General features: G+C 70.7%; 11 protein-coding genes and 2 pseudogenes. 4 read left to right on the top strand and 9 right to left on the bottom strand.

The window, feature by feature from the left end; translation table 11 throughout:
- Positions 1 to 17: 17 nt before the first annotated feature.
- Positions 18 to 1,577, bottom strand: coding sequence for a gluconokinase (gene gntK / locus ACHMXE_RS39195; RefSeq protein ID WP_395349020.1), 1,560 nt, complete (start codon positions 1,575 to 1,577; stop codon positions 18 to 20).
- A 13-nt stretch (positions 1,578 to 1,590) separates the two neighbouring features.
- Positions 1,591 to 2,943 carry a GntP family permease gene (locus ACHMXE_RS39190; protein ID WP_395349019.1) on the bottom strand — a complete coding sequence of 451 codons (1,353 nt, stop codon included), beginning with the start codon at positions 2,941 to 2,943 and terminating at the stop codon, positions 1,591 to 1,593.
- 185 nt (positions 2,944 to 3,128) lie between these two features.
- Between ACHMXE_RS39190 and ACHMXE_RS39185 the strand changes: the two are divergent.
- Positions 3,129 to 4,167, top strand: a pseudogene (locus ACHMXE_RS39185) (LacI family DNA-binding transcriptional regulator).
- Between the two features lie 15 nt (positions 4,168 to 4,182).
- Here ACHMXE_RS39185 and ACHMXE_RS39180 read toward each other — a convergent pair.
- Both ACHMXE_RS39180 and ACHMXE_RS39175 read right to left on the bottom strand, forming a co-directional pair.
- Positions 4,183 to 4,728 carry a YbhB/YbcL family Raf kinase inhibitor-like protein gene (locus ACHMXE_RS39180; protein ID WP_395349018.1) on the bottom strand — a complete coding sequence of 182 codons (546 nt, stop codon included), beginning with the start codon at positions 4,726 to 4,728 and terminating at the stop codon, positions 4,183 to 4,185.
- 4 nt (positions 4,729 to 4,732) lie between these two features.
- Positions 4,733 to 5,524, bottom strand: a complete 792-nt coding sequence (locus ACHMXE_RS39175) for a fumarylacetoacetate hydrolase family protein (protein ID WP_395349017.1) — start codon at positions 5,522 to 5,524, stop codon at positions 4,733 to 4,735.
- Between the two features lie 156 nt (positions 5,525 to 5,680).
- Here ACHMXE_RS39175 and ACHMXE_RS39170 point away from each other — a divergent pair, with 156 nt between their 5' ends.
- Positions 5,681 to 6,589, top strand: a complete 909-nt coding sequence (locus ACHMXE_RS39170; RefSeq protein WP_395352998.1) for an AraC family transcriptional regulator — start codon at positions 5,681 to 5,683, stop codon at positions 6,587 to 6,589.
- Positions 6,590 to 6,664: 75 nt separating this feature from the next.
- On the opposite strand, the gene nadE is transcribed toward ACHMXE_RS39170, so the two are convergent.
- The 4 genes and pseudogenes from nadE to ACHMXE_RS39150 form a co-directional block, all read right to left on the bottom strand.
- Positions 6,665 to 7,510 carry an ammonia-dependent NAD(+) synthetase gene (gene nadE / locus ACHMXE_RS39165; protein WP_395349016.1) on the bottom strand — a complete coding sequence of 282 codons (846 nt, stop codon included), beginning with the start codon at positions 7,508 to 7,510 and terminating at the stop codon, positions 6,665 to 6,667.
- A 28-nt stretch (positions 7,511 to 7,538) separates the two neighbouring features.
- Positions 7,539 to 8,695 (bottom strand): annotated as a pseudogene (locus ACHMXE_RS39160) (phospholipase A).
- Positions 8,696 to 8,703: 8 nt separating this feature from the next.
- Positions 8,704 to 9,156, bottom strand: coding sequence for a hypothetical protein (locus ACHMXE_RS39155; RefSeq protein ID WP_203204201.1), 453 nt, complete (start codon positions 9,154 to 9,156; stop codon positions 8,704 to 8,706).
- Positions 9,153 to 11,234, bottom strand: coding sequence for an ATP-dependent helicase (locus tag ACHMXE_RS39150; protein WP_093353807.1), 2,082 nt, complete (start codon positions 11,232 to 11,234; stop codon positions 9,153 to 9,155). Before ACHMXE_RS39150 ends, ACHMXE_RS39155 begins: the two co-directional genes overlap by 4 nt.
- Before the next feature lie 183 nt (positions 11,235 to 11,417).
- Here ACHMXE_RS39150 and ACHMXE_RS39145 point away from each other — a divergent pair, with 183 nt between their 5' ends.
- Positions 11,418 to 12,440, top strand: coding sequence for an AEC family transporter (locus ACHMXE_RS39145; protein ID WP_395349015.1), 1,023 nt, complete (start codon positions 11,418 to 11,420; stop codon positions 12,438 to 12,440).
- Positions 12,441 to 12,446: 6 nt separating this feature from the next.
- Here ACHMXE_RS39145 and ACHMXE_RS39140 read toward each other — a convergent pair whose 3' ends face one another.
- Positions 12,447 to 13,067 (bottom strand): hypothetical protein, encoded by a 621-nt coding sequence (locus tag ACHMXE_RS39140; protein WP_203206076.1) that lies wholly within the window; start codon positions 13,065 to 13,067, stop codon positions 12,447 to 12,449.
- A gap of 315 nt (positions 13,068 to 13,382) precedes the next feature.
- On the opposite strand from ACHMXE_RS39140, the gene ACHMXE_RS39135 reads away from it, so the two are divergent.
- The gene (locus ACHMXE_RS39135; protein WP_281077749.1) at positions 13,383 to 13,601 is read left to right on the top strand and encodes a hypothetical protein; all 219 of its coding nucleotides are present in this window, start codon (positions 13,383 to 13,385) and stop codon (positions 13,599 to 13,601) included.
- The last annotated feature ends 9 nt before the right edge of the window (positions 13,602 to 13,610 follow it).

Here is a 13,610-nt window from a genome sequence, read left to right as displayed (position 1 = left end):
CGAAGGGGAAGAACGCCTCAACTGCGGCGCGGCGGCGGCGGGGCGGCCGTCTGCTGCTGGAACGCGGCCAGCAGCCGGTATTCCTCGCCGAGCTTGCGCGGCAGCGAGAGGTACACCGGCAGCAGCTGCCGGTAGAGCGCGGCGTTCTTCGCATTGGGTGTGTGACGGTGCGTGGCGCCCACCATGCCCGCCACCACGTCGAGCGAATCGACATGGCCCAGCGCATAGAGGCCCAGCACCGCGGCGCCGAGGCAGGAGCTCTCGAAGCTCTCGGGCACCACCACCTCGCGGTCGAACACGTCGGCCATCATCTGGCGCCACATGCCCGAGCGCGCGAAGCCGCCCGTGGCCTTGATGTGGGCGCTGCGGCCCGCGATCGCCTCGACCGCCGGCAGGATGCTGTGCAGGTTGAAGATCACGCCCTCGAGCACCGCGCGGATCATGTGCTCCTTGCGGTGGTGGATGCCCAGGCCGAAGAAGGAGCCGCGCAGGTTGGCGTTCCAGTAGGGCGCGCGCTCGCCGGTGAGGAAGGGATGGAACACCAGCCCCTCGCTGCCGGCCGACACGCGCTCGGCGATGCGCGTGAGCACCTCGTAGGTGTCGATGCCCAGGCGCTTGGCGGTCTCGGCCTCGGCCGCGGCGAACTCGTCGCGCACCCAGCGCAGGATGATGCCGCCGTTGTTCACCGGACCGCCCACCACCCAGCGCCGTTCGGCCAGCGCATAGCAGAAGGTGCGGCCCTCGGGGTCGGTCATCGGATGGTCGACCACGGTGCGCATCGCGCCGCTGGTGCCGATGGTCACGGCCACCTCGCCGGGCGAGACCGCGTTGACGCCGAGGTTCGACAGCACGCCGTCGTTGGCGCCGATCACGAAGGGCGTGTGCTCGGCCAGGCCGAGTTTGGCCGCGACGTCGGCCGCCAGGCCCTCGATGTGCCAGGTGGTGGGCACCGGCCGCGAGAGCTGCTCGGCGCGCACGCCGGCGAGCGCGAGCGCGCCCTCGTCCCAGGCCAGCCGCTCGATGTCGAACAGGCCCGTGGCCGAGGCGATCGAATGGTCGACCTGCCACTGGCCGAACAGCCGGAAGAACACGTACTCCTTGATGCCGACGAAGCGCTCGGCGCGCGCGAACAGCTCGGCGCGCTCGTGGCGCAGCCACACCAGCTTGGCCAGCGGCGACATCGGATGGATCGGCGTGCCGGTGCGGCGGTAGATCGCGAGCCCGTCCCATTCGTCGCGGATGCGCTCGGCCCAGGGCGCGGCGCGCTGGTCGGCCCAGGTGATGCTGGGCGTGAGCGGCGCGCCCGCGCCGTCGACCAGGATCAGGCTGTGCATGGCCGCGCTGAAGGACACGGCGAGCACGTCGGCGGGCGCGGCCTTGCTCTCCTGCACGCAGCCCGCGATGGCCGCGAGCACGGCCTGGAAGATCTGCTCGGGATCCTGCTCGGCGGCGCCCGCCTCGGGCGCGAGCAGCGGGTAGCCGACCGTTTGATGGGCCAGCACGCGCCCCGCGGGCGTGAAGGCCACGGCCTTGGTGCTGGTGGTTCCGATGTCGACGCCGATGACGGTGCGGCCCATGGGTGCTTCCTCCTCAGACCACCATGCTCAGCAGCATGATGAAGACGATGCCGACGACCGAGATCAGCGTTTCCATCATGGTCCAGGTCTTGAAGGTCTCGGCCACCGTCATGTTGAAGTACTGCTTGACCAGCCAGAAGCCCGCGTCGTTGACGTGCGACAGGATCAGCGAGCCCGCGCCCGTGGCCAGCACCAGCAGCTCGCGGTTCACGCCCGGCACCATGGTGGCCAGCGGCGCGACGATGCCCGCGCCCGTGATGGTGGCGACCGTGGCCGAGCCGGTGGCGATGCGGATCAGGCCCGCGACCAGCCAGGCCAGCAGGATCGGCGAGACCTGCGCGTTCAGCGCCATGTGGCCGATCGCGTTGCCCACGCCGCTGGCCACCAGCATCTGCTTGAAGCCGCCGCCCGCGCCGATGATCAGCACGATGGCCGCCGTGGGCGCCAGGCTGTCGTCGACGAACTTCATGATCTGCTTGCTCGTGAAGCCGCGCGCATAGCCGAAGGTGTAGAGCGACAGCAAGAGCGCCGCCAGCAGCGCGGTGATCGGGTGGCCGATGAAGTCCATCCACTGGCGCACGATGTTCTTCTCGTCGAGCGCCACGTCGGCGAAGGTCTTCAGCAGCATCAGCCCCACGGGCAGCAGCACCGTCAAGAGCGTGACGCCGAAGCCCGGCAGCTCGCGCGCCTCGGGCTCGCGCGCCAGCTGCTCGAGCAGCTCGGGCGAGGCCTCGCCGGGCACGTACTTCGAGATGAACTTGCCGAAGATCGGGCCCGCGATCATCGCAGTGGGCAGGCCGACGATCAGGCCGTAGAAGATGGTCTTGCCGATGTCGGCGCCGAACACGCCGATGGCCAGCAGCGGCCCCGGATGCGGCGGCACCAGGCCGTGCACCACCGACAGGCCCGCCAGGAGCGGAATGCCGATGCGGATCAGCGACACGCCGGTGCGCCGCGCCACGATGAACACCAGCGGGATCAGCAGCACGAAGCCGATCTCGAAGAACAGCGGGATGCCGACCAGGAAGGCCGCGAACATCATCGCCCAGTGCACGCGCTCCTTGCCGAAGGCGTCGATCAGCGTACGCGCGATGCGGTCGGCGCCGCCCGACTCGGCCATCATCTTGCCGAGCATGGTGCCCAGGCCGAGCACGATGCCCACGAAGCCCAGCACGCCGCCGAAGCCGTCCTGGAAGGACTTCATCACCAGGTCCACGGGCATGCCCGAGGTCAGGCCGAGGAAGCCCGCGGCCAGGGTCAGCGCGATGAAGGGGTGCACGCGCCAGCGCGTGATCAGAAGGATGAGCCCGAGGATCGCCACCAGGGCGTCGACGAGCAGGAACACCTCTTTGCTCATTCCGAACATGTCTGTCTCCTGAAGCCGGGCGCTGCAAGGGCGGCCGGCGGGGTCGGATAGCGCTATCCTGCACAACCCAAAAAAACCAGCCTCTGAAGCATCCTCGGGTTTTTCCGAGGCGGCAAGGGCCGGGACAGCGCTATCCTAGGACGGCGCTGTCCAATCCCGGATCGGTAGTAACCCTAGATTTCGCCATGGCCGATGTTCCCGAGCGCCCGCGCTCCCGTTCTTCCAGCCGCGTGACCCTCGACGACGTGGCGCGCGTCTCGGGCGTGAGCCCGATCACCGTCTCGCGCGCGCTGCGCGGCGCGCGCAACGTCGCGCCCGACCTGAAGGCGCGCGTGCAGGCCGCGGTCGACGAGCTCGGCTACGTGCCCAACGTGGCGGCGCGCGCGCTGGCCTCGGCGCGCAGCTCGCACGTGGCGGTGCTGATCCCGTCGCTGACCAACCAGCTGTTCGTGGAGCTGCTCGAGGCGGTGCAGGACACGCTGGCGCCGCATGGCTTCCAGTCGCTGATCGGCGTGACCCACTACGACCCCGCGCAGGAGGAGGCGCTGCTGCGCAGCTATCTCTCGCAGCGGCCCGCGGGCCTCTTGCTGACCGGCTTCGACCGCAGCGCGGGTGCCACGCGCCTGCTCGAGGCCAGCGACGCGCCCTGCGTGCACCTGATGGAGACCTCGGAGGCGCCCGGCATCCACAGCGTGGGCTTCTCGCAGCAGGACGCGGGCCGCGCCATCGTCGAGCACCTGCTCGCGCGCGGCCGCCGCCGCATCGCCTATGCCGCGGGCCAGCTCGATCCGCGCGTGCTGCAGCGCCTGGCCGGCTACCGCGAGGCGCTGCGCGCGGCCGGCTGCCACGATCCGGCGCTCGAGCTGCTGACGCCCGGGCCCACCTCGCTCGCGCTCGGCGGGCGCCAGTTCGAGGAGCTGCTGGCGCGCCATCCCGACCTCGACGCGATCTTCTATTGCAACGACGACCTGGCCCAGGGCGGTCTGCTGGCCGCGCTGCGCACCGGCGTGCCGGTGCCGCAACGCGTGGCGATCGCGGGCTTCGAACGACCTCGGCGGCAGCGACCAGATGCTGCCGCCGCTGACCACCGTGCGCACGCCGCGCCGCGAGATCGGCGAGCGCGCGGCCGGCATGCTGCTCGCGTTGATGCGCGACGAGCCCGTGGCGGACGCGCGGCGCACCGTGGACCTGGGCTTCGAACTGGTGGTGCGGCAGAGCAGCTGAGCCGCGCCCCGTCGCTCACTGGCCGTAGAGGCCCACCACGCTCTGGCCCATCAGCGTGCGGCCCTTGAGCGCCGCCAGCAGTTCGTCGCGCGTCAGGCCCTCGGGCAGCGAGCCCGGCTCGGCCTCGGTGGCGATCACCGTCAGCACGTAGTGGTGCGGCAGGTCGCCGGCCGGCGGGCACATGCCGCGGTAGGCGAGGGCGCCGGCCACGTTCTTGCCGACGCTGAACTCGGCGTTCGCCGCCTGGCCCTCGCCCTGCCGCAATTGGCCCCTGGCGGCCGGGATGTTGTAAGCCACCCAGTGCGAGACGCCGAGGCCCTTGCCGCCATCGGGATCGCTCATCAGCACCGCGACCGAGCGCGTGCCCGCGGGCAGGTCGCTCCAGGCCACGGGCGGCGACACGCCCTGGCCGCCGCAGCCCGGCGCGTCGCCCGCGTGGATCTTCGGAATGGTCGCGCCGTCGGCGAAGGCGCTCGACGTGACCTTCATGCCCGCGGCCTGGGCGCCGAGCGCGAGGCCGGCCAGCAGGGCCGTGCCGAGGAGTCGTGTCGTGTTCCTCATGGCTTCAGACCACCTTCACCGACAGGTTCGGCAGCCCGTCGATGTGGATCTCGATCAGGTCGCCGCGCACCACCGGGCCCACGTTCTCGGGCGTGCCCGCGTAGATGACATCGCCGGGCTGCAGCTCGAAGGCCTGCGACAGCCGGCTGATCTGCTCGGCCACCGACCAGATCATGTGCTTGAGCGTGGCGCTCTGCTTCGTCTCGCCGTTGACCTTGAGCCAGATCGCGCCGTCGCTGAAGTGGCCGACCCGCGCCACCGGATGGATCGGGCCCACGGGCGCCGAATGGTCGAAGCTCTTGCCGATCTCCCAGGGCTTCTTCTGGTCGCCCATGCCGCGCTGCAGGTCGCGCCGCGTCATGTCCAGGCCCAGCGAGTAGCCGTAGACCAGGCCCAGCGCATCGTCGATCGGCACGTCGCGCCCGCCCTTGCCGAGCGCCACCACGAGCTCGGCCTCGTAGTGGTAGTTCTTCGTCAGCGTGGGATAGGGGTGGTCGGCCACGGTGCCGGGCAGCACCACCTGCACCGCGTCGGCCGGCTTCTGGAAGAAGAAGGGCGGTTCGCGCGTCGGGTCGGAGCCCATCTCGCGCGCATGCGCGGCGTAGTTGCGGCCGATGCAGTAGATGCGGCGCACCGGGAACACCTGGTCGCTGCCGGCGATCGGGATGGTCGCGGCGGGCACGTCGAACGGCGTCTTCGCGTGGCGCGCGGCGCCCGCGGGCAGCGCGCAGCCGGCGATGGCGCCGGTGGCCATGGCGGCGCCGGCCAGCAGGCCGCGGCGGGAGGAATTGCTCATGAGTGGTCTCCTTCGGTAGTAGCGAGACGATTCTGGGAGCCCGGGTGCGCGCGCTTGCGCACGCATCTACGCAAAAGCAGCACGCAGGCAACACCCGGGGCCCGGGCGTACCATCGCGCGATGCCCGCTTCGACCTCGAGCCATCGCCTCTACGGCATGCAGGAGCGCGCCGACCACCTCGATTTCGACATCCGCTTCGAGGGCGCGCGCGACGTGCTCGCGCGCCCGCACCGCCACGAGTACTTCCAGATCCAGGTCGGCATCGAGGGCGACTCGCGGCAACTGATCGGCGGCGCCGCGCGGCCCTTCGGCGCGGGCCACCTGAGCTTCGTGCTGCCGTACCGGCTGCACGTGGTGCCGCATCCGCCGGGCGCGCGCTACGCCATCGTCAACTTCGACCAGTCCTTCCTCTGGCCCGAACTGGCGGTCGAGCCGCTCGATCTCGAGGAGGTGCCGATCGCGCGCCATCCCGAGCTCGCGCCCTTCCTGTTCCAGGAGTACGTGGACTTCCGCTTCGAGGCCGAGGACTTCGCGCGCATCCTCGGCTGGCTCGAGGAGCTCTCGGCGCTCAACCGCGAAGGGCGCTTCGCGGCCGGCGGCGCGATCCGCGGCATCCTGCTGCAGCTGCTCTCGCTGGCCTGCCGAAGGCACGAGGCGGTGCTGCGCGAACAGGCGGCGCGCCACCGCGGCCACAGCTCGCGGCGCGATGCGCTGCAGCGCGTGCTGCACTACGTGCGCGAGCACCTGGGCGAGGAGATGTCGCTCAACGACGCGGCCGCGGCCGCGATGCTGTCGCCGAACTACCTCGCGCACCTGCTGAAGAAGCAGACCCAGCGCACCTTCACCGAACTGGTGACCGAAAGGCGGCTGGAACGCGCGCGCGAACTGCTGCTGGCCTCGGACGGCCGCATCGCCGACATCGCGCGGCAATGCGGCTTCGCCGACGCGGTGTATTTCAGCCGGCGCTTCCGGCAGCACATGGGGCTGACGCCGCGCGAGTTCCGTGCGCAGTCGATGGCCGGGGGCGGCGCTTCGATCCTTCGACCGGCTCAGGACTCGGCGTGAACGGGTGGGGTGGCACCGTGCCTCGATCATTTCCAGCCGTTCAGGCTGAGCTTGTCGAAGCCGGGGCACTCCGCCTCAGACCGCCGGCGGCTCGACCGGCAGCGCGCGCTTGTGCGCGCTCTTGCGGTGCGTCGACAGGATGACCTCGCGCGCCGCGGCCGACACCGGCTTGCCCTCGAGGAAGTCGTCGATCTGCTCGTAGGTCACGCCGAAGGCGTCCTCGTCGGGCTTGCCCGGCACCAGCGACTCGAGGTCGGCCGTGGGTACCTTGTAGACCAGCGCATCGGGCGCGCCGAGCAGCTGCGCCACCGCGCGCACGCGGCGCTTGTTGAGGCCGGTCAGCGGCGTGATGTCGGCCGCGCCGTCGCCGAACTTGGTGAAGAAGCCCATCAGCGCCTCGGCCGCGTGGTCGGTGCCGATCACGATGCCGTTGTGCGCGCCCGCCACCGCGAACTGCGCGATCATGCGCTGGCGCGCCTTGATGTTGCCGAGCACGAAGTCCTCGTGCGCCGCGTCGCGGAAGACCAGGTCGCCGGCCTTGAGCGCCGCGAGCATCGCGTCGGCCGCGGGCCGCACGTCCACCGTCAGCAGGCGGTCGGGACGGATCACGGCCAGCGAGGCCTGCGCCTCGGCCTCGTCCTTCTGCACGCCGTAGGGCAGCCGCATCGCGATGAAGGTGGCCTCGCGGCCCTCGGCGCGCAGCCGCTCGACCGCGCGCTGCGCGAGGCAGCCGGCGGTCAGCGAATCCACGCCGCCGCTGATGCCCAGCACGTAGGTCGACAGACCGGTGCGGCGCAGGTAGGCGGCGAGGAACTCGACGCGCCGCTCGAGCTCGGCGGCGGCGTCGAACACGGGCGCGACGGCCAGCGCCGCGATGATCTCGCGCTGGGTGGCGTCGACGGGGGACAGTTCGGTGCTCATGGACAAGGTCTCCGTGGGTTCGCGGACATCAGAAGTCGACCAGGCTCAGGCCGATGCTCAACACCGTGCGCTTGCGGTTGTAGTCCACCAGCGTGTCGCCGTAGCCGTAGAACAGCTGCGTGTGGAAGCGCAGGTTGCTCTTCGTCGGGTCGCCGATCGCCTTGAGCCATTCGAGCCGCACCGAGCCGCGTCCGCTGTCGCGCAGGTTGTTGCGCACGGTGATGCCCAGCGTGTTGTTGCGGTCGAGGTTCCAGCGGCCGGTGACTTCGGCGCGGCCGATGTAGTCGGCGATGTCGGGGTTGTCGTCCTTGGCCGGGTCCTCCGAGATGCGCTTCCAGATCCGGCCCGTGATGCTGAAGCGGTCGTCGAGCTCGGCGCCGCCCATCAGGTAGACGCGGTTCCAGCTGCGCGACAGCGGCAGGCTCTGGCCGTTCGACTGGTGCACGATGCCCAGCCCGGTGTAGCGCCAGCGCCAGCCGCCCGGCAGCTTGAAGTCGGTCGGGTAGACATACATCAGCTCGGGTTCGTGGTCGGTGGTGCGGAAGGGCCGCGAGATCGCGCCGTTGAACAGCTGCCAGGTCGACTGCTGCGTGTAGGCGAACCACAGCGAGTCCTTCTTGACCGGGTCGTTCTGCGTCAGCAGGCCCTGCGCGAGCTTGGTGCGCACCGACAGGCCGATGCGCATCTCGTTGGCCTGGTAGGCCACCGGCTCGCCGGTGTGGCCGGCCGAGGGCGAGGTGGGCGTGTCGGGCTTGCTGCCCGCGGCCGAGACCGAGACGTTGAGCGGCCGGTAGCCGCGAAAGCCGAAGGTGCCGCAGTCGGTGGCGTTCTCGAGTTCCAGAAGCGCGACAGCGCCGAGTACTGGCGGTCGCGGCAGCCCTCGGTGGTGGCGACCGAGACCACGCGCGTGGCCGGGATCGAGCCGTCGACCGGCGGCGCGGGCTGGGTGTTGGCCAGCACCGGCGGCGCGACCGGTACCGACACCGAGGGCAGCGTCTGCTGCTGCGACCAGCGGTCGTAGCAGGCCAGCCGCGCCGCGTTGTCGGCGCCGAGCGCGGCGCAGCTCTGCCAGGTGAGCTGGTTGTCGGCCAGCGGGCTCTTGGGCTGGTCGACGGCCTGCGCCTGCGCGGCGCCGGTCAGCAGCAGCGCCGCGGTGGCCAGCACCGCGCGCGGGCGGCCTTGCATGGTGGTGTTCATTTCCCTGACCCTTCCTTTTTCGTCAGCACGAAGGGATGCGTGCTCTCATCGGTGGCGTCGCGCCAGGTTCCGCGGAATTCGCGGCCGCAGCCGCCGGGCGCCATCGCGCCGACCCAGACGCCGCTGATGCTGCGGCCGTCGAGCGATTCGTCGATGGCCAGCGTGCCGTCGTCGCCGATGTCGCCCGCCAGTTGCGCTACCGCGGCCGGCCGGCCGGTGACGGCGGGGCGGGCGATGGTGCCGCGCACGCCGGCGTATTCGGGATGGCGGGCCAGCTGCACGACGGCCACGGCCGGCAGGCCGTCGAAGCGCGCCTCCCAGCGGCCGTAGAGTGCCTCGGGCGGCAGGTCCTGCACGCTGTCGGGGCAACTGCTGGCCTGAGCGAGCGCGCCGGCCGAGGCCAGCAGGGCGAGGGTCGCGAGGGCCAGGCCTCGAACGCGGCGCTTCATGGCGCGGCCGACGAAGCCGCCGCGGCGGCCGCGCCCTCCTGGGCCTTGCGCGCGAACTCGGCGCGCAGGGCCTTGAGCTTCTCGCGCGGGTCCTCGCGCGTGGTGCTCTTGTCGAGCGCCATCTCGGCGATGAAGCGGCTCGGTTGCGCGAGCACCATCTCGCGGCCCTTCTTGCGGCGCTTGGTCCAGCTCACCGCGAGGCTGCGCTGCGCGCGCGTGATGCCCACGTACATCAGCCGGCGCTCTTCCTGCAGCCGCTCGAGCGTGCTCTCGCTGACCTGCTGCTGGCGGCCGTCGTCGTCGTCGAGCTTGAAGGGCAGCAGGCCCTCGTTGCAGCCGATCAGCATCACGTGCGGCCACTCGAGGCCCTTGGAGGCGTGCAGCGTCGAGAGCGTGACCACGTTCTGGTCCTGCTCGCGCTCGCTGATGGTCGACAGCAGCGAGATCGTCTGCGCCACCTCGAGCAGGCTCTTGGGCTCGCTGGTGTTGTTGACGCCGGCCGCGTCGTCGAGTTCGCCGCCGCAGCGCTGCGCCATCCAGTCGCAGAACTCCATCACGTTGGTCCAGCGCGAGGCCGCGGCCTGCTCGCTGTCCTCGCCGTCGTAGATGTGCTTCTCGTACTCGATCTCCTTGAGCCAGGTGTCGAGGAAGGCGCGTGCGTTCTCGGCGCCCATGGTCTGGCGCGCGCGGTATTCGAGGTCGTTGATGTAGCGGCCGAACTCGTGCAGGCTTTCGAGCGCGCGCTTGGGCATCACGCTGGGCAGCGAGGAGGAGAACAGCGCCTCGAACAGGCTCAGCTTGTACTGGCTGCCGAAGGTGCCCAGCGCCGCCAGCGTGGTGTGGCCGATGCCGCGCTTGGGCGTGGTGATGGCGCGCAGGAACGCGGGGTCGTCGTCGTTGTTGACCCACAGGCGGAACCAGCCGCAGAGGTCCTTGATCTCGGCGCGGTCGAAGAAGCTCTGGCCGCCCGAGACCTTGTAGGGCACCTGCGCGCGCCGCAGCGCCTGCTCGAACACGCGCGCCTGATGGTTGGCGCGGTAGAGGATCGCGAAGTCGCGGAACTCCTTGTGGCTCGAGGTCTCGCGCAGGCTCACGAGGCGCGCCACCGTGCGCTCGGCCTCGTGCATCTCGCTGTCGCAGTCGACCACGCGCACCGGCTCGCCCTCGCCGAGCTCGGAGAACAGCGTCTTCGGGAACAGCTTGGGGTTGGGGCCGATCACGTTGTTGGCCGCGCGCAGGATGGCGCTGGTCGAGCGGTAGTTCTGCTCGAGCTTGATGACCTTGAGCGTGGGGTAGTCGACCGGCAGCTTGCGCAGGTTGTCGAGCGTGGCACCGCGCCAGCCGTAGATCGACTGGTCGTCGTCGCCCACCGCGGTGAAGTGGCCGCGCGTGCCCGACAGCGCCTTGAGCACCTCGTACTGGGTGGCGTTGGTGTCCTGGTATTCGTCGACCAGGATGTGGCCCAGCGTGGACTGCCACTTGCTGCGCACTTCCTCGAAGTCGCGCAGCAGCTTGAGCGGCATGCCGATCAGGTCGTCGAAGTCCACGCTCTGGTAGGCGGTCAGGCGTTCCTCGTAGCGCGCCATGATGGTGGCCGTGATGCGCTCGTTGTCGTCGGCCGCGATGGCCTCGGCCTGGGCCGCGTTCAGGCCCATGTTCTTCCACTTGCTGATGGTCCACTGCCAGATGCGCGCGGTCGCCAGGTCGCTGGTGCCGCCCGCGTCCTTGAGGATCTTGGTCACGTCGTCGGCATCGAGGATGCTGAACTGCGACTTCAGGCCCAGCACCGCGCCGTCCTCGCGCATCATGCGCACGCCCAGCGCGTGGAAGGTGCAGATCACCACCTTCTTGGCATCGCGCCCGATCAGCCCCTTGGCGCGCTCGCGCATCTCGGCGGCGGCCTTGTTGGTGAAGGTGATGGCCGCGATCCGCTTGGGCTCGAGCCCGGCCTGGATCAGGCGCGCGATCTTGTGCGTGATCACCCGCGTCTTGCCCGAGCCCGCGCCCGCGAGCACGAGGCAGGGGCCGTGCATGTAGTTGACCGCTTCTTGTTGCGCGAGATTGAGACCGTGGGACATGGAAAGGGGAGGGGAGCCGGCAGGGGCCGCAGGGCGCGGCGGGCGCGAAAGCGGGCAATGATACGGGGGCCGCAGGGGCCGCGGCGTCGGCCGATACCGCGATGTGGGAAGCGCGGTAAACGCACCGTGAAGGGGCATCGGCGGCCTTCGGCGAGGGCCGGGGCCGGCGGCGACAATCGCGCCGTGCTGCCCGTCTTTCTCGTTACCTTTCCCTTCTTCGCGTTGATCGCCGCCGGCTACGGCGCCGCCCGTGCCCGCATCCTCCCGCTCGATGCGATCCCCGGCCTCAACAGCTTCGTCCTCTACTTCGCGCTGCCCTGCATGCTGCTGCGCTTCGGCGCCGGCACGCCGATCGGGCAACTGCTCGACGGCAGCGTCGCGCTGGTCTGGGGCCTGAGCGCGCTGGCCGTGGTGGGCGGCGTGGTGGCGTTCACGCGCAATGCGCGCATCGGCTGGAACGACGCCGCCTTCGGCGCGCTGGTGGCGGCCTTCCCGAACACCGGCTTCATGGGCGTGCCGCTGCTGGTGGCCATCCTCGGGGCGCAGGCGGCCGGGCCGATGATCATCACCATCGCCTTCGACCTCGTGGTCACCTCCTCGCTGTGCATCGCGCTGTCGCGGCTCGACGGCGCAGGCCCGGGTGGCGCGCACCACGGTCCGCGGCAGGCCGCGCGCCAGGCGCTGCGCGGCATCCTGGTCAATCCGATGCCCTGGTCGATCCTGCTCGGCGTGCTGCTGTCGGCCGCGCGCTGGAAGCTGCCGGGCCCGGTGGAGCGCACGGCGGCGATGCTGGCCGACGCCGCCTCGCCGGTGGCCCTGTTCACCATCGGCGCGGTGCTCGCGCGCTCGGCGCTGGTGGCGCGCGAGCACGGCGCGAGCGCGGCCGTGGCCCAGGCCATGGGCAGCGGCGCGCGGCCCCTGCCGAAGGCGCCGCTGGCCGACGTGCTGCCGGTGGTGCTGGTGAAGCTGCTCGCGCACCCGCTGCTGGTGTGGGGACTGGGGCTCGCGGCGATCGCGCTGGGCCTGCCGCTGTCGTGGCCGGCGCTGGTGGCGATCGTGCTGGTGGCGGCGCTGCCGAGCGCGAGCAACGTGTCGATGCTGGCCGAGCGTTTCGGCGCCGACAACGGGCGCATCGCGCGCATCATCCTGTGGACGACGGTGGCGGCCTTCTTCAGCTTTCCGCTGGCGGTGGGGCTGCTGAAGTGACGCGGGCTACGGCGTCAGCACGCCGAGCTTGAACGGATCGGCATCGGGCAGGCGCTCGCACTTCGAGAAATCGCGGCCCTGCGTGCCGTCGCAATAGAAGGCGTTGTAGATGCGGCCGAACAGCGAAGGGCTGGCGGTGAACAGCACGCCATGCTCGGGCTGCCAGTGGTCGTTCGCGCCGCGGCCGTCGGCCGAGGCCTCGATCACCTTGGGCGCGCTGGCGCCCGTCGTGAAATCGGCCGGTGTCCTGTGCGCATCGTCGCGCCAGCGCACCGCGAGCTCGGCCGCCGTGGGCCGCGCCGCCACCGGCAGCATCAGGCCGGTGACCTGGAAGCCGTCGCTGAAGCGGTGCGTCTTGCCCGCGAGGAAGGCGTAGGCGCAGGCCGCCATGCACTGGCCGCGCACCTCGGTCTCGACGCCGCTCGCGCGGATCGCGTCGGCGAAGGCGCCGGCCGCCTCGGCGGTGCCGCCGAAGGAGTCCTCCAGCACCACGGTGCGCACCGTGCCGCTGTTGAGATGGTCGATGAAGCTGGCGAGCTCGCTGCCGTCGAGCATGCCCGAGACCAGCAGCAGCCGGCCCTGGCGTTCGATCTCGGCGGCGTGCGCGGTGACGGGTGCGAGCACCAGGAAGCAGGCCCAAGCGGAGGCCGCGACAGACAGAATCCCACTTGCGAAATGGAGCGGTTTCACGAGCGACCTTTGCCTTCAGGAGAGCGGGCTCGATGGGCGCCCGGGGCCCGGAGGAGCGCGTCGTTGCGGACCCCTCCACGGAGTCTTTTGCAGCGGCGCGCGCGCGGCGTCAACTCTTTTTTCAGAGTTTTTCCGTCCGATATGCCGGCCGTAAGACATAGCTATCCGATACCACTTCGGATGAATGCTTGAGTTCGCATTTGCGCTGCTAAAGTGGGCCGCAGACCGGAAGATGGCATGGGAGCTCGCACGATGATGGCAACACTGTTTCGAATTCTCTTGTGGCTGGCCTGGCTCGCCGGCGCGGCCTGGCTCTGGCAGGCCGGCAAGCTCGGCACCGCCTCAGCGCTGGCGCTCGGCGCGCTGAGCCTGGTGGTGTTCGCCTGGCCCGGCAGCGTCGCGCGGCGGCGCCATGCGGACCGCGAACTGCGCTATGTCGAGATGGGCAAGGAGCCGATGAGCCTGCACTGAGCGCGGGCC

The organism is Variovorax sp. UC122_21, from assembly GCF_044056785.1.
Classification (GTDB): Bacteria; Pseudomonadota; Gammaproteobacteria; order Burkholderiales; family Burkholderiaceae_C; genus Variovorax.
This window is presented reverse-complemented; position numbering and strand designations above follow the sequence as displayed.